We start from the raw sequence: 21,456 nt of genomic DNA on the forward strand, positions 1-21,456 counted from the left end.
CGTCTACCACTGGTTTGTTTGCGCTATCATTGGCGTTACAGATTTGGTAGTCCTGCGTCCCGCGGGTCATGCCATCACCGGAGACCACATTGAATACTTTTCGTCGAGGCCGCCTGGCCATCGCCGTCCTGGCCACGCTTGGCCTGGGCGCCTGCACACTGCCACCTTCTGTTACTGATAGCGGCTCCCGCCACTGGGTGGCCAGCTGGGGCACATCCCAGATGTCTTACGGCCAGGCCGAAGCCATGCCGGCCGAGTTGTGGAAGGACGGCACCGTGCGCCAGGTCGTGCGCCTGTCGCTGGGTGGCAGCCAGGTCCGGGTCAGAATCAGCAATGCCTACGGCAGCGAGATGCTGGTCGTGAACGAGGCGAGCATCGCGCGCGCCGTGCGGCCCGGTTCATCCGAGGTGGTGGCGGGTTCGCTCCAGGGCCTGCGCTTCAACGGCAGTACCTCGGTGCGCATACCGGCGGGCGCCGAGTATGTCAGCGATCCGGTCGACCTGGCGGCGGCGAGCGGCCTCGATATCGCGGTCACTATGCACATGGCGAATGCGGCCGGGCAGCAGACTGGCCATGCCGGCGCGCGTACCACGACTTACCTGGCCCCGGGCCGCCAGACCATGGCCGCGAGTCTCCCGGACGCCAAGACCGTCACGCGCTGGCACCAGCTGGCCGACGTCGAAGTCAGCGCCGCGCCGCCCGCGCGGGCCGTGGTCGTGATCGGCGATTCGATCACCGACGGCTATGGCGCCACGACGGACGCCAACAACCGCTGGACCGATCACCTGGTGCGGCGCATCGCGCAGGACGGCAAGCGACAGCTCGCCGTGATCAATGCCGGCATCGGCGGCGGCCGCCTGCTGCGCGAGGGCCTGGGCCCGAGCCTCGTCACGCGTTTCGAGCGCGACGTCCTGGCCAGGAATGGCGTGAGCCATGCGGTCGTCTTCATCGGCGTCAACGATATCGGGGTGCTGCGCCGCTCGAAAGAGGACACGCCGCAGGCGATCGAGGCGATGCTGGGCGACTTCAAGCAAGCCCACTTGCAGATGATCGCGCGCGCCCACGCCAGGGGGATCTGCGTGATCGGCGCGACCATCACGCCCTTCATGGGCAGCGGCTACTATGCGCCGGCGCAGCACAACGAGGCGCTGCGCCAGGCGGTCAACGACTGGGTGCGAACCGAAAAGGCATTCGACGGCGTGCTCGATTTCGACGGGGTGCTGCGCGACCCTGCGCGGCCATCCTACCTGGCCAAGGCCTACGACAGCGGCGACGGCCTGCATCCGTCGCATGCGGGTTATGCCGCGCTGGCAGCGGCGGTGCCGCTGCAGCAGTTCGACAATTGCGCCTACAGCCGGCTGCGGTAGGGCCGCTCGTGGTATTCGAAATAATCGAAGTCGGCATGCAGCGCGGTGCCGGCCATGTCCTGGCAGGCCATGCCGACGAAGGCGCCCGTGAAATTGGGCTGGCCGGGCGCGCTGGCCTCGTCCGACAGGATGCTGGCGTCGAACTGCTGCGGTAGCCACTGCCAGGGGCCGTCGTCGACGCGATAGCCGAACACCAGGCGCTCCTCGTCCACTTCGACCCGCAGTTCGACCGGCACGCCGGCGGGCAGGGCGAGCGGCGCGGTGAAGCTGTCCGCCTGCAGGTGGTTGGGCAGGCTGCTCATCACGCGCAGGTGCTTGCCGATCTCGTCGTCGTGCGTGATGTACAGGTAGTGGAATTTAGAGGCGCCGTAGTAGCAGACCAGGCCCGCCTGCTGCTGGAAGTGTTCCGGCTCGAACTCGACCAGCGTGGACGCGCTGAAGCAGTGGGCCTGCTGCCGGCGCGCCACCAGCGCCTGGCGGAAGGTGCTGCCCAGGCTTTCGCGCCCATACAGGCGCAGGTGGCCGGGCCGCGCCGTGAGGCTGAACAGTTCTTCCGGATACGGCGTGCGCAGCCACTGGAAATCGATCGGCAGCACCAAGGCGTCGAAGTCGCTTCGTTCGGGCGCGGCGTCGAAACGGTGTTCGGGCAGGCCGGGCGCCGGCACGTCCAGCTGCGGCATGCCCTCGCCATCGAGCGTGCGCAGCCAGCCATCGTCGCCCCATACCACTTGCTGGATCGCGGTCTCGCGTCCCAGGGTGCAGGCGCCACGGTTGCGCAGCGGCCGGCCGCACAGGTAGACCATATACGTGCGGCCGTCCGGCGTGTCGACCAGGTCGGCGTGCCCTGCGCGCTGCAGCGCGGCGTCGGGCCGCGCACGGGTGGTCAGGACGTTCACGTCCGGGTGCAGCTCGTACGGTCCGCGCAAGTCGCGCGAGCGCGCCATCGTCACGCCATGGTTCCAGCCGGTGCCGCCTTCGGCGGTGAGCAGGTAGTAATAACCGTTGCGGCGGTACAGGTGCGGCGCCTCGGTCAGGCCGTGTTCGGTCCCGGCGAAGATATTGGTGCGCGTGCCGACGAGGCGCCGCTCCAGGGCCGAATATTCCTGCAGCACGATGCCGGCGAAGCGCTTGCCGCCGGGACGGTGGTCCCATAGCTGGTTCAGCAGGTACTTGCGCCCGTCGTCGTCGTGGAACAGCGACGGATCGAAGCCGCTGCTGTTCAGGTGGACCGGATCGGACCACGGGCCGTCGATGCTGGGGCTGGTGACCAGGTAGTTATGAAAATCGCGCAGCGAGGCGCTGCCGCCGGCGCCGCCGGTCGAGGTGCGGCCATAGCGCTTGACGTCGGTGTAGATCAGCCAGAACAGGCCATCGGCATACGTCAGGCACGGCGCCCACACGCCGCAGGAATCGGGCGCGCCGCGCATGTCGAGCTGGCTGGCGCGGGTCAGCGGCCGTCTGGCCAGGCGCCAGTTCACCAGGTCGCGCGAGTGGTGGATCTGTACCCCCGGGTACCACTCGAAGGTGGAGGTCGCGATGTAGTAGTCGTCGCCGACCCGCACGATGGACGGGTCGGGATTGAATCCGCGCAGGATCGGGTTGTGGATCATGGTTTTTGCATCGAAATGGGTTGGGGCTCGAAGGTGGGATCCCGTACCAGCGTCCACAGCAGCACCGCCGCGACCAGGTCGAGCACCGCCAGGCTGACGAAGAAGGGCGTGTAGCCGACGCTGGCCAGCAGGGTGCCGATCAGCAGTGAGAAGATCAGTAGGCCCAGGTTGCCGAAGGTGCCGCACATGCCGGCCACGGTGGCGACCTCGTTGCGCCGGAACAGGTCGGACGACATGGTGATGACGGTGACCGACAGCGTCTGGTGGGCAAAGCCCGCGAGGCTGAGCAGGGCGATCGCGGCATAGGCATCGTCGACGTAGCCGACGAAGGCCACGCCCATCATCATGATGGCGCCGAGGGTGAACGCGCCGCGCCGGGCATTGATCAGGCGTACCCCGCGCTTTTGCAGGGCCAGCACCACCACCGGACCGAACATGCAGCCCAGGTCGGCCGCGAGGAAGGGCAGCCAGGCGAACATGGCGATGTCCTTCAGCTCGAAGCCGCGCACCGTGGTCAGGTACAGCGGCACCCAGAACGCCAGCGTGCCCCAGGCCGGATCGGCCAGGAAGCGCGGCAGGGCGATGCCCCAGAAATTGCGTTGCTTGAGGATGCTGAGCACCGACGGCTTGGTGCCGTCGCCGGCCAAGTGGTCTTCCTGGCCGGCGGCGATGTGCGCCGCCTCGGCCTCGGACAGACGGCGGTGGCGCTTCGGCGCGTCGTACAGCAGCAGCCAGGCGCACACCCACACCAGGCCCAGCGCGCCCGTGATCACGAAGGCCGATTGCCAGTTGTAGTGCAGGATGGCCCACACGACCAGCGGCGGGGCCAGCATCGAGCCGAACGAGGCGCCGATATTGAAGACGCCGCCCGCCAGGCCGCGCTCCTTGGCCGGGAACCATTCGGACACCGCCTTCATGCCGGCCGGGTTGGCCGAGCCTTCGGCGAAGCCGAGCAGGCCGCGCAGGATGGCCAGGGTCTGCCAGTTGGTGGCCATGCCGTGCGCCATGCAGATCAGCGACCAGGCGGTGGCGAAGATCGCGAAGCCATATTTGAGGCCGATCACGTCGAGCACGTAGCCGCACAGCGGCTGCAGCATGATCGCGCCCTGGAAGGCGGCCGTGATGTACGAATACTCCCTGGCCGTGATCTCCAGCTCCGCCAGCAGGGTGGGCGCGGCCACGGCCAGCGAGCTGCGGGTCAGGTAGTTGACCACCGCGCCCAGCATGATCAGGCCGATCATCCACCAGCGCAGCCCGCGGATGGCGCCGCCGCGGGTCCGGCCAAGGATTGCTGGGATCATGGATTGACCATGCTGGGGCGCTTCGGATCGTAGGTCCATTCCGGCACCAGGTAGCGCATCGCCATCGCATCGTCGCGCGCGCCGCCGGCCACCTTCTTGTAGAGTTCATGCGCCCGGTCGATCTGCTCCATGTCCGGCTCGATGCCCAGGCCCGGACGCTCCGGCACCGCCACCTGGCCGCCGACGATCTGCAGCGGCTCGGTCGTCAGGCGTTCGCGGCCCTCCTGCCAGATCCAGTGGGTGTCGATCGCCGTGATCGTGCCCGGCGCCGCCGCCGCGCAATGGGTGAACATCGCCAGCGACACGTCGAAGTGGTTGTTCGAGTGCGAGCCCCAGGTCAGGCCCCAGTCGTGGCACAGCTGCGCCAGGCGCACCGAACCCTGCATGGTCCAGAAGTGCGGGTCGGCCAGCGGGATGTCCACCGCGCCCAGCAGGTGCGAATGGGCCATCTGGCGCCAGTCGGTGGCGACCATATTGGTGGCGGTGCGGATGCCCGTGGCACGCTTGAACTCGGCCATGATCTCGCGTCCCGAATAGCCGCCCTCGGGGCCGCATGGGTCTTCGGCATACGCCAGCAGGTGGCCCTGGCCGCGGCAGGCGTCGATCGCCTCCCGCAGCGACCAGGCGCCGTTGGGGTCGAGCGTCACGCCGGCCTCGGGAAAGCGGCGCTTGATCGCGGCGACGGCTTCCATCTCTTCTTCGGCGCGCATCACGCCGCCCTTGAGCTTGAAGTCCCTGAAGCCATACTGCTCGACCGCCGCCGCGGCCATGTCGCCGATCGATTCGGCGGTCAGCGCTTCCTGGTTGCGCACCCGGTACCAGCCGTCGCGGCCCGCGTCATCGTCGTAACCGAGGTCGGTGCGGCCACGGTCGCCGATATAGAACAGATAGGCCAGCATCGGCACATGGCTGCGCTGCTGGCCGTCGCCCAGCAGCTCGCACAGCGGCAGACCCATGAACTGGCCGAGCAGGTCGAGCAGGGCCGCCTCCACCGCCGTCACCACGTTCTCGAGACGCAGGTTGATCTCGTGCGGCTGCTTCATCACCGCCGCCTCGGCGCTGGAGGTGACCTGGTGGCTGACGCCCGAGATGACGGCGCGCAGCCGGTTCAGGGTGCGGCGGTGGTGGCCGATCTCGGTGCCTTCGACCAGCGGCGCCAGCTTTTGCAGGGCCAGCAGGATGCCGTTGGAGCCGGGCACCTCGCCCATGCCGGTGCGGCCGGCGTTGTCCTTCAACAGCACCAGGATGCGGGTGAAGTAGGGCGCATGGGCGCCGCACAGGTTGAGCAGCATGCTGTCGCGGCCGGCGACCGGGATCACCCGCATTTCCACGATGGTCGGGGTGGCGGCGCGTTGAATCGGGTTCATCTCTTCTCCAGAAGTCATTCGGCAAACAGGGTGAATCGCTCAAATTCCCGGGGCATACGGGAAGCGGATCGACTTGTAGTGGTCGAGTGAGTGCGCTGGCTTGCGCACGCCGGCCGGCAACGGCAGCCCGGACACGTCCTGGAAATAGGCGAGGCTGGCGTCGCGCCACCATTGCGCTTCGACGTGCTGCTGGGCCAGGCGCTGCGCGGTATCGGCGAAGCGCTGGGCGTCGACGAAGGGTTTCAGGCGCTGCCACTCGGCCTGCATCGCGGCGGCTTCGGCTACGCCGCGGTCGTAGTGCGCCACCAGCTCTTCCCACAGGGTGCGGCCGGACGGCATCCGGTAATCCCATGGCAGGCGGTGGAACCAGAGCAGCAGTTCGGGCGGCGTCGTTTTCGGATCGGCGAAGCGGCGCGCCACCTCGGGCGCATACTGGGCCACGGCATTGCTGCCCTTCGCGGTGCGGTCGAAGCCGATGCCATCGCGGCCGGCGCGGTGGTAATAGATCGGGTTCCAGTCGGCGCGTTCCAGGTCGTCGACCCAGGGCGCCGGACCATGGTGGTGGCTGCTGCCCATCACGTGGTTGAGGCCGAGCGGCGTCATGTAGTCGACCACCGCTTCGCGCGAGCGCATCATCATGTTCACGACCGGGTCCAGCAGGCGCGCGTCCGGGCTGAAGGTCTGGGCCGCCCACTCGCGCGCGATGGCGCGGCTGTCCAGGCCCTGGTCCCAGGCCATGCGGCCATACACATACCAGTTGGCCTGGTCGAAGATCGAACCGCTCCAGCTGCGGCTGCTGCCGATGTTGGCGACGCCTGCAATTCCACCTACCTTGCCGCCGACGCGGCCCTGCTTGCCCTGGATGGTGTCGGCCACCGTGAGCTTGCGTCCGCCAATGCGGGTATCGAATTCCAGCGTCTCCTGGAACATCGGGCCGAGATAGGCCAGGTGGGTGGCGAAGCCCAGGTACTCCTTGGTGATCTGGAATTCCATGATCAGCGGCGTCTTCGGCATCGCGCCGAACATCGGGTGGGCCGGCTCGCGCGGCTGGAAGTCGATCGCGCCGTTCTTCACCTGCACCAGCACGTTGTCGTCGAACTTGCCGTCCAGCGGCAGGAACTGGTCATAGGCCTCGACCGCGCGGTCATGCAGCTTGCCGGCTTTCGATTCCTCGGGCGAGGCGTACACGAAGGCGCGCCACATCACGATGCCTTTGTGCGGGGCCACGGCGCGCGCCAGCATGTTGGCGCCGTCGGCGTGGTGGCGGCGATAGTCCTGCGGACCCGGCTGGCCTTCCGAATTGGCCTTGACCAGGAAGCCGCCGAAATCGGGAATGGTGCGGTAGATTTCGTCGGCCTTGTTCTTCCACCAGGCGGCGACTTCGGGGTCGAGCGGATCGGCCGTCCTGGTTTGCTTCATCTCGAGCGGCGTCGACCAGCGCACCGACAGGTAGACCCGGATGCCGTAGGGGCGCAGCACGTCGGCGATGGCGGCGGCCTTGGCGATGAAGGGGGCGCCGAGCACCTCGGCCTTGGAGTTCACGTTGTTCAGGACGGCCCCGTTGATGCCCAGCGAGGCATTGGCGCGCGCATAGTCGGTATAGCGCGGATCGACGATGTGCGGGAGTTCCCACCAGTTCCAGATCGACTCGCCGGCATAGCCGCGCTCCACGCTGCGATCGAGGTTGTCCCAATGGTTCAGCACGCGCAGGGGCAGGGTGGGGCTGGAGGCCAGCGCGATCTGGTCGGCGCGGGCGCCCGTCTGCAGCTGGCGCAGCCAGGCGAAGCTGCCGTACAGCAGGCCGATGTCGGTATTGGCCGCAACCAGGGTGACAGCGACGCCATCCAGCCTGGCGCGCCGCACCAGGTAGCCTTCGTCGCCGAGCTTGCGCAACTGCTCGCGCACGGCGGATGCGGCATCCAGGCCGGCCGGCAGGTCGGCGCCGCGCGCCAGCACGATGGTATCGGGGCGCGCCTTGTCGACGACGCCAGGCGCCTTGCCCAGCAGTCCCTGCAGGCCACGTTGCAGCTCGGCGCGCGCCGCGCCCTTGGTCGGGCTGTCGGCGCCGAGCATCAGGATCGAGTCGGCGACGTGCGCGCGCTGGGCGGCGGGGAGGGGTTGATAGCGCAACCACAGTTGATAGCCATCCTCTGCGGCGGCATGGGTCGGGATGCATAACAGCATGCCGAGAAGAAACGCGGCCCAGAGCCGCCCGAAGAGTCGGTGCATTCGCTTGTCTCCATGTTTTTATAGACCCGGAATGTTTGTTTTGTATCATCCGGCTTCGGGAATGTTAGCGCGAACCTTTTCGATTTGAAAGCATTTTGTTTCGCCGGCCACGGTGCAGAGGCGGCAGCCGGCGCATCAACAGCCGGCTCGCCAGGCGCGTTTGATAGGCCTAACATTCGCGCTTTCGCCACGCCAGGAATATTTTGTTGACAATCATTATTTTTGACCAGTAGACTGCGATGGTTGCGATAACATTGGTGTTAATAGAGATGTTCGTAACATGTGCTTGAAGTAGAAAAATAACGAGGAGATAAGCATGCAACAGCGAGACGTCACCGCACGTCCGGCCATGCCTTCTGGCGGCCGCACCAGTCACTCATCCATTCCAGTCGCGTGGCCGGGTTCGCCCGCCCCGCGCCCTGCGCATTCCTTCGTGTCGAACAGCATGACCTGCCGCTAGCGCGCCAGGGAAGAAAGTCCTGTTTGCCGCGACAAGGCAGTTTGCCTACCCATAAGACAACCGCAGAAGGTTGCTTGCCAAGAAGTACATAGAAGTAAAAAAAACCATCAGGAGACATTGAATGACTCGTAATGCTAAGCAGCAGGGTGTAGCTCGCCGGCGCCAGTGGGCGCTCGGCCTGACCGTCATGGCGGGCCTGGTTCACCAGGCGTACGCGCAGGACACCACCGCCACCACCACCGACGCCAATGCGCAAGCCAATGTGAACGTCGTCAAAGTGACCGGCTACCGCGGCAGCCTGCTGGCGTCCGCGCGCGACAAGAAGGAAGCCGTCGGCTTCCAGGACACCATCAGTTCGGAAGACATGGGTAAATTCCCGGACAAGAACATCGCGGAATCGCTCAGCCGCATTCCCGGCGTCCAGATTTCGCGCGACGTCACGGGCGAAGGCATGAACGTCCAGATCCGCGGCCTGGGCTCCAGCTTCACCAAGGTCCTGTTGAACAACGCGCAGATCGCCGTGGCGTCGTCCGGACCGATCGACGGCGCCAGCACCAACCGCGAGATCGACCTCGACCTGCTTCCGACCGAGCTGTTCACCAAGCTGACCGTCAGCAAGAGCCCGAACGCCTCGCAGCTCGAGGGCGGCGCCGCCGGCGTCGTCAACCTGCGCAGCGCGCGGCCGTTCGACAAGGAAGGCGCCTACGTCGTGTACAACGCGACCGCGCAGAAGCAGGAAATCGCGAACGACGTCGGCGCACGCGGCTCGCTGCTGGCCAGCAAGACCTGGGGCGACAAGTTCGGTATCCTCGGCGGCGTGTACTACAACCGCCAGAAGGCCCGCACCACCGGCTACGAGACGGTCGGCCTGACCAATGCCAACCTGTCGGCTGCGCAGAACGGCCTGCCGTCGCGTAACAATACCGGCGGCGGCAACTGGACGATTCCCGGCACCGTGCCCGTCGGCGCGGGCGCGGGCCTCGTTCCCGGCACGCCGATCAACCAGGGCTTCCTGGAGGCCAACAACCCGGGCACCAGCATCACCGCGATCGACAACGCGCTGGTCCCGCGCCTCGGCCGCTACATGGAATACTACGGCGACCGCGACAAGGCCTCGGCCATCATCAGCGCCGAGTATCGTCCTACCGAGAACCTGCACTTCTACGTCGACACGCTGTACAGCGAAAAGGACGACGACATGCAGCGCATCGGCTACACCTGGGCCATGCGCAACGAGTTCGCCATTCCGCTCAATATGACCGTGGACCGCGCCGATTGCAGCGCCGGTTGCACGGCGACGGGCGGCACCTTCGCCAATGCGCGCTATTTCATCGAATACGGCCCGCGCCGCGACAAGACCACGCTCAAGGGCATCAACCCGGGGATGACCTGGCAGATCGCGCCAACCCTGAAGCTCGAGGCGCAGGCCAACGCGACCGAGTCGGACTTCACGCACGAAGCGCCGACCGTCATGCCGATCACCGCGGCGGGCAGCGGACTGGTGGCTACCTATGACGCCACCAATGGCGGGGTGCCCAGCATCACGTTCAACAACGATGTGAACAACCCGGCGAATCTTGGCTGGGCAGGTGGCCGCGTCAATATCCAGAACGAGCTGCGCGAAACCAGCACCAAGGGCTTCCACACCGACCTGACCTGGGGCGACAACAAGCTGAACCTGAAGCTCGGCTACGCCTACGACGACATCGACCGCCGCATCCGCGGCCAGGACAACTCGGCCGCCTGGCAGGCCGCGGTGTGCGGCAACAATCCAAGCGTGTTCCTGCAAGGCCCCAACGGCGCGCCGGCCTGCGACGGCGCCAACACGCCTGGCGCGAGCGCAGCGGCGCTCTATCCCGGCTTCGGCACCGGCTACACCGCGGGCCGCACCGACCAGCTGGTCTACCAGGGTTCGCTGATCCCGGCCGACAAGCTGGCAAGCTACCTGGTGCCTGGCGAATACGGCCGCCTGGTCGTCGACTGGGACCGCTTCAGGAAGGATTCGAACTACGACTACTACAACTCGACGGCGCCGGATTCGACCAGTTCGTCGACCGGGGCGAGCGCGGGCTACATGCGCGAGAAGACCTCGGGCTTCTATACCGAGATCAATGGGTCGACCCTGCTCGCCAACATGCCGTTCCGGTATAACGCCGGCGTGCGGTATGTGCGCACCAAGCAGGAGGTCGGCTCCCTGAATTCGTTCAGCGATCCACGCAACGCCAACATCACGCTGAATGGCGCCAAGTACCCGAACGCGACCGAGTGGCAGTATGTGAACAACACCTACAACAACACGCTGCCATCCGGCACCGCCGCCCTGACGGTCGCCAACAACGTCATCGTGCGCGCCGCGGCATCGAAGAGCATGACGCGCGCCAATCCGAATTCGCTGCGCCCCGGCATCAACTTCAGCTCGGTGTCGGCCGACGTCGGCACGATCGGCAGCCCCGAACTGCAGCCCTACATCTCGAAGAACCTGGACTTCGGCGTCGACTGGTACACCGGCGGCGAAGGCTATGTGAGCCTGACCGTGTTCCAGAAGAAGCTCAAGGGCTTCACGGTGATCGAGAACCGTACCTTGCCGTTCAGCGCGCTGGAGCAGTATGGCGTCACCTATAACAACCTGATCCCGAACGCCCAGGCGGCGATCGACGCGCGCGGCGGCCCGGGCGCGGCGACCGTGGTGATGAGCCAGGAACGCAATGCCGGCGGCATCCTGCGGATTCGCGGCCTGGAAATCGGCTGGGTCCAGCCACTCGACAGGTTCTTGCCGATCAAGGGCTTCGGCTTCAGCGAAACCGCGACCCTGATCAACCAGTCGGCCAGCGGCGAGGGCACCAACGGCTTCGTGGCGCTGAACGTGCCGCGCAAGAGCAACAACTTCGGCATCTACTACGAGAACCACGGCTTCATGGCCCGTTTCTCGCACACCTACCGCGAAGGCAGCCAGGCGGCCAGCGGCGGCCAGAACGGCATCGCGGCGGCTGCGCTGTATGGCCGCGCGTACAAGCAGGCCGACTTCTCGTCGAGCGTGGATCTGGAGCGGGTGTTCGATCGTGAGGGCTGGCCGACGGTCACCTTCGATGTCGTCAACATCAACAAGGCCAAGCGGGACTCGTACTTCCAGTTCGAGAGCGCGCAGTTCGGGTTCTATGACCCGGGCCGCACCTTCCAGCTCGGTGTGCGCGGCGAGTTCTGACCTGACCCGCCCCTCCCGGGCCTGCCGTCCCTCGGCAGGCCTGAGGAGGAGGTCATGATTGCGTTAACATTAATGTTAGAATCATGTCCGAAGGCTTCACCCCGAACCCTATACTGCCGTCCCGAGGGGCGGCACCAGCAATCGAGGAACCCATGACTACCATCCAAGCCAATCCGCTTCCCGATGACCTCGACCGCGCGCTGCTGGTCGGCCGGGTCTGGCGCACCGGCGCCAACGAAGGTCCAGCCGTGGTCGCCGTGCGCGGCGGCCGCCTGGTCGACATCACCCGCCATGCGCCGACCGTGGCCGACCTGTTCGAGCGCAGCGACCTGCTGGCCATCGCGGGCGGCGCCGAGGGCGAAGACCTTGGCGAGGTGCGCGCGCTGATGGACGCCGCGCTGCGCGGCGAGGCCGGCGCCAACGGCATGCGCCTGCTGGCGCCATGCGACCTGCAGGCGATCAAGGCCGCCGGCGTCACCTTCGCCGTCAGCCTGCTGGAACGCGTGATCGAAGAGCAGGCCAAGGGCGACCCGTCGCGCGCCGAGGCTCTGCGCGCGCAGCTGCAGGCGACGATCGGCACCGACCTGTCGGACATCGTGCCGGGCTCGGAGGCCGCGCAGCGCCTGAAGACCGAACTGTCGGCGCGCGGCCTGTGGTCGCAGTACATGGAAGTGGGCATCGGCCCCGACGCCGAAGTCTTCACCAAGTCGCAGCCGATGTCCGCGGTCGGCCACGGCGCCGACATCGGCCTGCATCCGACCTCGCACTGGAACAATCCCGAACCCGAGATCGTGCTGGCGGTGAACAGCCGCGCCGAGATCGTCGGCGCCACGCTGGGCAACGACGTCAACCTGCGCGACATCGAAGGCCGCAGCGCCCTGTTGCTGGGCAAGGCCAAGGACAACAACGCTTCCTGCGCCATCGGCCCCTTCATCCGCCTGTTCGACGATGCGTACTCGCTCGACACGCTGCGCGCGTGCGAGGTGAACATGCTGATCGAAGGCGTGGACGACGGCTTCATCCTCGAAGGCAGCAGCCGCATGCGCGAGATCAGCCGCGACCCGCTCGACCTGGTGGCCCAGACCTGCGGCGCGCACCACCAGTACCCGGACGGCTTCATGCTGTTCCTCGGCACGATGTTCTCGCCGATCAAGGACCGCGACGCCGAAGGCGGCGGCTTTACCCACCACCTGGGCGACAAGGTCGGCATCTCGACCCCATCGCTCGGCACCCTGGTCAACACCGTGCAACGCAGCGACGCGATCACGCCCTGGACCTTCGGCGTGCGCGCGCTGTACGCCAACCTGGCGCGGCGTGGCCTGCTGGTCCAGGAATAAAAACAGCCCTTAATACGAAAACCCATGTCTGACACTAATCAACCAGCCTTTGTATACGCAACTTATCCGGACCTGAACGGCAAGCGCGTCGTCATCACCGGCGGCGGCAGCGGCATCGGCGCCGAGCTGGTCACCGCCTTCGTCGGGCAGGGCGCCCGGGTCTGGTTCCTCGACATCGCCGAGGGCGCAGGACGCGCCCTGGCCGAGTCGCTGGACGGCGCGACCCACGCACCGCGCTTCGTCCACTGCGACCTGACCGACCTCGATGCGCTCAAGCGCGCCTTCGACGGCATCGTGCAGGACGCCGGCGCCGTCGACATCCTGCTCAACAACGCGGCCAACGACGATCGCCACAGCATCGGCGACGTCACCCCGGCCTACTGGGAAAGCCGGATGAACGTCAACCTGCGCCACCAGTTCTTCTGTTCCCAGGCCGTCATTCCCGGCATGCGGGAGCAGGGCCACGGCGTGATCCAGAATTTCGGCTCGATCTCGTGGCACCTGCCGCATACCGAGCTGGCCCTGTACATGACGGCCAAGGCCGGCGTCGAGGGCATGACGCGCGCGATGGCGCGCGAGCTCGGGCCGCACGGCATCCGCACCGTGGCCGTGGTGCCGGGCGCGGTGCGCACCCCGCGCCAGGAAGCGCTGTGGCATACGCCGCACGAGGAAGCGCGCATCCTCAACGGCCAGTGCCTGCAGGAGCGCGTGGAGATGCAGGACGTGGCGGCGCTGTCGCTGTTCCTGGCCTCGAACAATGCGCGCCGCTGCAGCGGCCGCGAATACTTCGTCGACGCGGGCTGGTACGGCGCATGAACACCAACATCACCCTGCACTGCCTCTGGGAGGTGGGCGCCACGCTTGGCGAAGGCGCGCTGTGGCATGGCGCGGCGGGCCAGGTGTGGTTCGTCGACATCAAGGGCCGGCGCCTGCATTGCTATGGCGCCGACGATGGCGAAAAACGCAGCTGGGACGCGCCGGGGCAGGTGAGTTTCGTGGTGCCGGTCGCGGGCGGCGGTTTCGTCTGTTCGCTGGAGGACGGCCTGTACCGCTTCCACGAGGCGAGCGGCGAGTTCACCCCCTTGCTGAAGGTCGAGGCCGACCAGCCGGGCAACCGCTTCAACGACGGCCATGTCGACGCCGCCGGCCGCCTGTGGTTCGGCTCGATGGACGACGCCGAGGACCAGCCCAGCGGCGCCCTGTACCGTTTCGACGGACGCGCGGCGAGCCGCGTGGACGACGGCTACGTGATCACCAACGGCCCGGCCATCAGCCCCGACGGGCGCACGCTGTACCACACCGACACGCTGGCCAGGCGCATCTACGCCTTCGACCTGGGCCAGGACGGCCTGGTCGCGCGCAAGCGCCTGTTCGCCGAGCTGGCCGACGGCGGCTATCCGGACGGGATGGCGGTCGATGCCGAGGGCTGCCTGTGGGTGGCCACCTTCGGCGGCTGGCGCATCGACCGCTTCGACCCGCAGGGACGCAAGGTGGGCGAAGTGCGCTTCCCGTGCGCCAACATCACCAAGCTCGCCTTCGGCGGCGACGACCTGCGCACCGTGTACGCCACGACCGCGCGCAAGGGCCTGTCGGCCGCCGAGCTCGACGCGCAGCCGCTCGCGGGCGGGCTGTTCACCTTCCGCGCCGACGTGCCGGGACTGCCGCAGCATGCGCTGCGGCTGCAGGATCAACCATAGAATAATTGACTCATGAGCAACAACGTCAGCAATAAAGCCAAGCGTCGCTACCGGTCCCAGGACTGGTTCGACAATCCCGAGCGCATCGACATGACCGCGCTCTACCTCGAGCGCTTCATGAACTACGGGATCACGCCCGAAGAGCTGCGCTGCGGCAAACCGATCATCGGCATCGCCCAGAGCGGCAGCGACATCACCCCGTGCAACCGCATCCACCTGGAGACCGTCAAGCGGGTGCGCGACGGCATCCGCGACGCCGGCGGCATCCCGATGGAATTCCCGCTGCATCCGATCTTCGAGAACTGCCGCCGTCCGACCGCGGCCCTGGACCGCAACCTGGCCTATCTCGGCCTGGTCGAGATCCTGCACGGCTATCCGATCGACGCCGTGGTGCTCACCACCGGCTGCGACAAGACCGTGCCGGCCCAGCTGATGGCCGCGGCCACGGTCGACATTCCGGCCATCGTGCTGTCGGGCGGGCCGATGCTCGACGGCTGGTTCGAGGGTGAGCTGGTCGGCTCCGGCGCCGCCATCTGGAAGGCGCGCCGCCAGCTGGCGGCCGGCGCCATCGACGAAAAGAAGTTCGTCGACATCGCCACCGCGTCGGCGCCATCCGCCGGGCACTGCAACACCATGGGCACCGCCTCGACCATGAATGCCGTGGCCGAGGCGCTGGGCATGTCGCTCACCGGCTGCTCGGCGATCCCCGCGCCTTACCGCGAGCGCGGCCAGATGGCCTATGAAACCGGCCGCCGCATCGTCGAACTGGCGAAGGACGACGTGCGCCCCTCGCAGATCATGACGCGCGAAGCCTTCCTGGACGCGATCGTGGTCAACGCCGCGATCGGCGGCTCGAGCAACGCCCAGCCGCACATCGTGGCCATGGCGCGCCATGCGGGCGTGGAGATCACGCCCGAGGACTGGATGGAATACGGCTACGACGTGCCGCTGCTGCTGAACATGCAGCCGGCCGGCAAATACCTGGGCGAGCGCTTCCACCGCGCCGGCGGCGTGCCGGCCGTGATGTGGGAGCTGGAGCAGGCGGGCAAGCTGCGCTCGCAGCGCCCCACCGTCACCGGCAAGACCATGGCCGAGAACGTCTACGACCGCGAGACCGACGACCGCGAGATGATCAAGCCGTTCGCCGAGCCGCTCAAGGAAACCGCGGGCTTCCTGGTCCTGAAGGGCAATCTGTTCGACTTCGCGATCATGAAGACCAGCGTGATCTCGCCGGCCTTCCGCGCGCGTTATCTCGCCAATCCGGGGCACGAGAACTGCTTCGAGTGCAAGGTGGTCGTATTCGACGGCTCGGACGACTATCATTACCGGATCAACGATCCGAGCCTGGGCATCGACGAGAACACGATGCTGGTGATCCGCGGCGCGGGTCCGGTGGGCTGGCCCGGTTCGGCCGAGGTGGTCAATATGCAGCCGCCCGATCACCTGATCAAGGAAGGCATCAACAACCTGCCGACGCTGGGCGACGGCCGCCAGTCGGGCACCTCGGACAGCCCGTCGATCCTGAACGCCTCGCCCGAGAGCGCGGCCGGCGGCAACCTGTCGCTGCTGCGCACGGGCGACGTGATCCGGGTCGACCTGAACCACGGCCGATGCGACGTGCTGCTGTCGGACGAGGACCTGGAAGCGCGCCGCAGCGATGCGCCGCCGGCGATCCCCGCCAGCCAGACCCCGTGGCAGGAGATCTACCGCGCCACGGTGGGCCAGCTGCACAAGGGCGCCTGCATGGAGCTCGCCCTGCCGTATCGCGGCGTGGGGCACGACATGCCGCGCCACAACCACTGATCCGGCCGCGCGGTCACTCCACCACGACCGCGCTGCTGCCGCCACCGGCGGGTCGGACCAGCACCTTGGTCGCGATCCGCTCGGTCATCTCCTGCACGTGCGAGATCACGCCGACCTTGCGGCCCATCGATTGCAGCGCGTCCAGGGCGTCCATCGCCACCCCCAGCGTTTCGCTGTCGAGGCTGCCGAAGCCCTCGTCGATGAACAGCGATTCGACCCGCACCCGGTTCGAGGACAGCGAGGCCAGGCCCAGCGCCAGCGCCAGCGACACCAGGAACGATTCGCCGCCCGACAGCGAGTTCACCGATCGCACTTCGCCGCCCATGTCCTGGTCGCGCACCATCAGCGCCAGCGACGGCATGCCCTGGTAGCTGACGCGCTCCAGGCGGTAGCGGCGGGCCAGCTGCTTCAGGTGTTCGTTGGCATAGCCGAGCAGCACGTCGAGCGTGAATTGCTGGGCGTAGTTGCGGAACTTCTTGCCGTCGCTGGAGCCGATCAGCTCCGACAGCTTGCCCCAGCGCTGCTCGAGCGCCTGCTGGCGTTCGATCTCGGCCAGGCTCGATTCGGCCTGGCGGCGCCGCTCGTCGTCCTGCATCACGCGCAGGCGCAGCGCGGTCGCCGCCTCGATCGCTGCCTGGCGTTCGACGACCAGCGCGTCGAAGGTGGCCTGCACCGCCTCGAACGATTGACCGTCCGCAGGACTGGACTCGAGGTGGGCCGCGCGCTGGGCGCGGCGCTCGTTCAGGATCGCGCTGGCATTGGCGACCGCGCTCTCGATGGCGTTCAGCGCGCTGCGCTCCTGCGCCAGCCAGGCGGCGCCGACCTGCAGCAGGCGCGCCAGTTCGTCGGTGTCCCCGATGTCGTCCAGGCCGTCGGCCTGGCGCCGGTAGTCTTCCAGCCATTCGGCCAGTTGCGCGCTGGCCGTGGCGCCAGCCCCGTCGAGTTCCGCGATGCGCTCGATCAGCTGGGCCTGCGCGGTGCGGGCCCGGGTCTCGGCCTGCGCCGCCTCATTGGCGGCTTGCTGGCGCGCCGCTACCTGCGCGCGCGCCCCGCTCACGGCGCTGGTCAGTTCGCGTTCGACCTCGGCCGCCGCGCGGCCTTGCCACAAGGCGGCGCGCGCCGCGCGTTTCGCGCCCAATTCGCCGTCGATGCGCTCGAACTCGAAGGCCAGCCGGGCGCCGGCCGCGTCGATTTCGGCGATGCGCGCCTGGAGCGCGTTCGCCTCGACTTCGAGGGTCGCGCTCGCGGCGGCGCCGCGCGCCTGGGCCTCGGTCTGCTCGCGCCACCCGGCGGCTTCGGCAGCGCGGGCCTGGCTCCAGCCAGCGGGATCGTGGCGCCAGGCCGTCTGCCAGCCGTCGCCATGGGCGGCGGCCATGGCAGGGTCGAGCTCGGCCAGCAGGGCGTCCAGTTGCGCAGCTGCCGCCTGCTGGCCGGCGTCCAGCGCTTTCAGTTCGCTCTGCAGGCGGGTTGCCGTTTCGCGCTCGGCCTCGGCATTCTGGCGCAGCCGCGCCAATACCGATTGCGCGCCGTCGACGTCGCGCTGGGCCGCATCGCGCGCGCTGGCGGCGCCGCGCAGGGCCTGTTCGCGTCGCCCCAGCGCATCGAGGGCGTCGCGCATGGCGCCGCGTTGCAGGCCGAACCAGTCGCCGCGTTCCTGTTCGCCCGGCGCCTCGGCCGCCAGTGGATCGGCATCCCAGGCCCCGGCCAGGCCGGCGATCTGGAGATCGACCGCCGCGCGATCGTTGGCAAGCGCAGCCAGACGTTCCTGGGCGGCGGCGAGCGCGGCGCCATGGGTCGCCTGCAGCGCGCCATTCTCGCGCACGCGCAGGCGGCAGCCGTCGACCTCGGCCCGCAGGCCCGTCAACATCGCCTTCAGCGTCGCATCCTGGTGGGCGTATGGGTGGTCGAGGGCGCCGCACACGGGGCAGGGGGCGTCGTCCACCAGGTTCGCGCGCAGTTGCTCCACATTGGTGGCGCACGCCAGTTCGGCCGCGCTCAGCGAGCGTTCGGCCTGGGCCATCGCCGCGTCCAGTGCCGGCGCGGCGGCGCGCGCCTCCTGCAGGGCGCGTTCGGCGCCTGCCGCGGCGGTCGCGGCGCGGTCCGCTTCGCGCGCGAGTCGGGCCAGCGTGTCGCGCGCCGCCGACAGGTCGAGCCAGGTACGTTCGGCCGCCGCCAGCCGTTCGCGGCGTCCTTCCAGCTGCTGGCGCTCGGCGCCGATCGTCTCGGCGTCGAACTCCCCGAGCGCCGCCATCGCCGCGCGCCGGTTTGCCTCCAGCAGGTCGCGACGTTCGATGGCCTGCGCCAGCGCGCCGGCCGCCTGGGCGTCGCGTCCGAGCGCCTGGTCGGCCGCGGTGCGGGTCGCTGCCAGCGCCGCTGCGCCCGCAGCGAGCGCAGTTTGCGCCTGGCCGGCCTGGCGCAGCAGGCGTTCCCATTGCGCCCAAGCGGTGGCCACGGCTTCGTGCCGCGACTGCGCCGCCAGCCACGCGGCCGCGGCCTCGACCAGGCCGCGCGCGCGCGCGAGTTCTTCGGACTTCGTCCCGTGCCGGACCCGCGCCTCGCGGGCTTGCTGGCGCGCCGCTTCCAGCGCAGTCTTTGCCTGGGCATGGCCGGGAGCAAGCGTCTCGAGCGCCGCATCCAGGGCCTTGGCCTGGTCCAGCTGCGGCGCGGCGGCGCGCAGCTGCTCTTCGAAGGCGTCGAGACGCGCGATGGCGGCGTCGACGTCGGCATTGCTCACGCGGCGCGCTTCGAGCGCCGCCGCCAGCTCGCTTTCGAGCTTCGCGACCGAAGAATGGGCCTGGCGCCGTTCGGCTTCCAGGCGTTGGACCTCGGCCGCCAGCGGCCGCGCGGGCTGCACCGCTTCCAGCGTGGCCAGGCGCTGGCGCCGTTCGGCGGCCGCGGCGCGCTCGCTGTTGGCGGCGGCCAGCGCTTCCTCGGCCTGGGCCTGGGCGCGCCCGAGCTTGTCGAGCTCCTGGTGCCAGCGCAGCTGCTGTTCCAGCAGGGCGTGGCGGCTGTCGAGCGCCTCACGCGCGGCGTCGGCGGCGCCGCGCTCGAGGTCGAGCTGGGCGCGTTCGCCTGGCGCCAGCGGCGCCACATTGGCCAGCTGGGCCTGCAGCACCTGGGTGCGCTGCTGTTCGAGCTTGTAGCGCTCGAAGGCGCGGCGCGAGATCTCACTGTAGACCGTGGTGCCGGTCAGGGTCTCGAGCAGCTCGCCGCGCTCGTTCTCGTCGGTCTTCAAGAATGCCGAGAACTCGTTCTGGGCCAGCAGCACGGCGCGCGTGAACTGCTCGAACGACAGGCCGATGCGCTGCACGATCTCCGCCGCCACCTCGGTCTTGGTGCCGCCGATCGGCGCGAGTTCCGGCAGGCGGTGCAGGCTCATCTTGGCCGGCTGCAGCGCGCCGCCCGGCTTGTTGTAAGAGCGGCGCACGCTCCAGCGCGCGCGGTAGCGGCCGTCGTCGCTGCCGACGAAGTCGACTTCGGCCCAGGCCTCGGCCGCGCCGCGCCGCAGCAGGGTGCGCGGGTCGAGCGCCGAGACGGTGTCGCCGCCGACGTCCGGCAACTGGCTGCCGGCGCGCTTGAGCATGCGCGGGGTGGCGTCGTACAGCGCCAGGCACAGGGCGTCGAGCAGGGTGCTTTTTCCCGCGCCGGTGGGGCCGCTGATGGCGAACAGGCCGCTGGTGGCCAGCGGTCCGGATTCGAAGTCGACCGCGAATTCGCCCGCCAGCGAGGCCAGGTTCTTGCCGCTGATGCGCAGGATCTTCATCGCGCCTCTCCTTCCACGGCGTGGAACAGTTCGGCGAACGATTCGATCTGCTCTGGCGGCGCCTCATCGCCATATTTTTGCCGCCACAGGCGGCGGAAGATATCGTCCGGCTGCAGCTGCGCCAGCTGGTCCAGGCTCAGCGCTTCGGCCTCGTCGTTTGCCGCGACCAGCTTGCGCGTCGGCTCGATCTTGGCCAGCCGCACGGGTTTGCCCGCCAGGACCGCCTCGATGCGGGCGCGCAGGCCCGGCTCGGGGCCGTCCAGCAGCACCCGCACCTCGAGATAGGGCCAGGCCTGCTGCGGCAGATCCGGGTCCAGTTCCAACGCTTCCAGCGCCGCCAGCGCTTCTTCCAGTGGCGCAGGCGTTGCGGGCACGCGCAGCAACTGGACCGGACGCGGTACGAACAGTGGCGTAATGGCGGCGGCCTTGCCGCCATCGAGATCGATGCGCAGCACCTGGTGCTGGTAGCCGACCTCGGAGAACGACAGCGGCAGCGGGCTGCCGCAATAGCGCACGTGTTCGAGGCCGCCGACGCGCTGGGCCAGGTGCAGGTGTCCCAGCGCCGCATAGGCGATGCTGGCGTCGAACATGCCGACCGGCAGGGCTTCGCTGCCGCCGATCACGATGCGGCGCTCGGAGTCTTCGGACGGCTGGCTTTTCGCCATATGGCAGTGGCCCATGGCGACGATGGCCTGGCCCGCGGCGGCCCGTTCGCGCGCCAGCGCATGCGCCTGGCGGTAGAGCAGGGCGGCGCCGTGCAGATAGGGATCGCTTGGCGCGGCCTCGGCCGGGTCGACGCCTTCGGCCGCGCGCAGGCGCGGCAGGTCGCCGGGACGCAGGAAGGGCACGGCCAGGCACCAGGCCGCCGTCGCGCCGTCGCGGTCGCGCAGCGGCACCAGCAGCCGCTCCAGGTCGATCTCGCCATCGCCGCGGCGCAGGACGTTGCCGACCACGATCGTGCCATGGGCTTCGAGCAGCGGCGTCGGCGCCTCCAGCCGGCCCGGCGAATCGTGGTTGCCGGCGATGACCACCACCTGCAGGTGCGGCACGCGGGCGCGCGCCTGCTGCAGGAAGCGGTACAGCTGGCGCTGGGCGCTCGAGGAAGGATTGGCGGTGTCGAAGATGTCGCCCGCGATCAGGAGCACGTCGATGCGCTCCTGCACCAGCGTGTCGGCCAGCCAGTCGAGGAAGCACTGGTGTTCGTAGGTCCGGTCGTGATTGTGCAGGGTCTGGCCGAGGTGCCAGTCGGAGGTGTGCAGCAGCCGCATGAGAGACTCGAGAAAGGTGGATCGACAAATCGGCGCCTACTATAACGCAGCC

At 68.4% G+C, this 21,456-nt stretch carries 12 protein-coding genes; 6 read left to right on the forward strand and 6 right to left on the reverse strand.

Features of this window, described 5'->3' with window-relative positions:
* Nucleotides 1-89: 89 nt before the first annotated feature.
* On the forward strand, nucleotides 90-1,367 hold the full coding sequence (locus LO55_RS15615) for an SGNH/GDSL hydrolase family protein (RefSeq protein WP_071362152.1): 1,278 nt from the start codon (nucleotides 90-92) through the stop codon (nucleotides 1,365-1,367).
* Here LO55_RS15615 and LO55_RS15620 read toward each other — a convergent pair.
* The 4 genes from LO55_RS15620 to LO55_RS15635 are packed head-to-tail and all read right to left on the reverse strand — an operon-like array spanning nucleotide 1,349 to nucleotide 7,874.
* Entirely contained in the window at nucleotides 1,349-2,977 is a 1,629-nt protein-coding gene (locus tag LO55_RS15620) for a glycoside hydrolase family 43 protein (RefSeq protein WP_071362153.1), read from the reverse strand. The genes LO55_RS15615 and LO55_RS15620 overlap by 19 nt on opposite strands.
* Nucleotides 2,974-4,278 carry an MFS transporter gene (locus LO55_RS15625; RefSeq protein ID WP_071362154.1) on the reverse strand — a complete coding sequence of 435 codons (1,305 nt, stop codon included), beginning with the start codon at nucleotides 4,276-4,278 and terminating at the stop codon, nucleotides 2,974-2,976. Before LO55_RS15625 ends, LO55_RS15620 begins: the two co-directional genes overlap by 4 nt.
* Nucleotides 4,275-5,645, reverse strand: a complete 1,371-nt coding sequence (locus LO55_RS15630) for an enolase C-terminal domain-like protein (RefSeq protein WP_071362155.1) — start codon at nucleotides 5,643-5,645, stop codon at nucleotides 4,275-4,277. The genes LO55_RS15625 and LO55_RS15630 overlap by 4 nt, the downstream gene beginning before the upstream one ends.
* A 39-nt stretch (nucleotides 5,646-5,684) precedes the next feature.
* On the reverse strand, nucleotides 5,685-7,874 hold the full coding sequence (locus LO55_RS15635; RefSeq protein WP_083415343.1) for an alpha-glucuronidase family glycosyl hydrolase: 2,190 nt from the start codon (nucleotides 7,872-7,874) through the stop codon (nucleotides 5,685-5,687).
* A 581-nt stretch (nucleotides 7,875-8,455) separates the two neighbouring features.
* On the opposite strand from LO55_RS15635, the gene LO55_RS15640 reads away from it, so the two are divergent.
* The 5 genes from LO55_RS15640 (at nucleotide 8,456) to LO55_RS15660 (ending at nucleotide 16,373) form a co-directional block, all read left to right on the forward strand.
* Nucleotides 8,456-11,536, forward strand: coding sequence for a TonB-dependent receptor (locus tag LO55_RS15640; RefSeq protein WP_071362156.1), 3,081 nt, complete (start codon nucleotides 8,456-8,458; stop codon nucleotides 11,534-11,536).
* A gap of 152 nt (nucleotides 11,537-11,688) precedes the next feature.
* The gene (locus LO55_RS15645; protein WP_071362157.1) at nucleotides 11,689-12,873 is read left to right on the forward strand and encodes a fumarylacetoacetate hydrolase family protein; all 1,185 of its coding nucleotides are present in this window, start codon (nucleotides 11,689-11,691) and stop codon (nucleotides 12,871-12,873) included.
* A gap of 24 nt (nucleotides 12,874-12,897) precedes the next feature.
* Entirely contained in the window at nucleotides 12,898-13,689 is a 792-nt protein-coding gene (gene xylB, locus LO55_RS15650; protein ID WP_071362158.1) for a D-xylose 1-dehydrogenase, read from the forward strand.
* Nucleotides 13,686-14,570: an SMP-30/gluconolactonase/LRE family protein gene (locus LO55_RS15655; protein ID WP_071362159.1), complete on the forward strand. Its 885-nt coding sequence runs from the start codon at nucleotides 13,686-13,688 to the stop codon at nucleotides 14,568-14,570. Before xylB ends, LO55_RS15655 begins: the two co-directional genes overlap by 4 nt.
* 12 nt (nucleotides 14,571-14,582) lie before the next feature.
* Nucleotides 14,583-16,373, forward strand: a complete 1,791-nt coding sequence (locus tag LO55_RS15660) for an IlvD/Edd family dehydratase (RefSeq protein ID WP_071362160.1) — start codon at nucleotides 14,583-14,585, stop codon at nucleotides 16,371-16,373.
* Nucleotides 16,374-16,386: 13 nt separating this feature from the next.
* Here the strand turns inward: LO55_RS15660 and LO55_RS15665 are convergent, their stop codons facing one another.
* Together LO55_RS15665 and LO55_RS15670 are read right to left on the reverse strand one after the other, a co-directional pair.
* The gene (locus LO55_RS15665) at nucleotides 16,387-20,136 is read right to left on the reverse strand and encodes an AAA family ATPase (protein WP_071362161.1); all 3,750 of its coding nucleotides are present in this window, start codon (nucleotides 20,134-20,136) and stop codon (nucleotides 16,387-16,389) included.
* Nucleotides 20,133-21,404 carry an exonuclease SbcCD subunit D C-terminal domain-containing protein gene (locus LO55_RS15670; protein ID WP_071362162.1) on the reverse strand — a complete coding sequence of 424 codons (1,272 nt, stop codon included), beginning with the start codon at nucleotides 21,402-21,404 and terminating at the stop codon, nucleotides 20,133-20,135. The genes LO55_RS15665 and LO55_RS15670 overlap by 4 nt, the downstream gene beginning before the upstream one ends.
* Nucleotides 21,405-21,456: the final 52 nt, after the last annotated feature.

It is taken from the genome of Massilia timonae, from assembly GCF_001866515.1.
In the GTDB taxonomy this organism is placed as follows: domain Bacteria; phylum Pseudomonadota; class Gammaproteobacteria; order Burkholderiales; family Burkholderiaceae_D; genus Telluria; species Telluria timonae.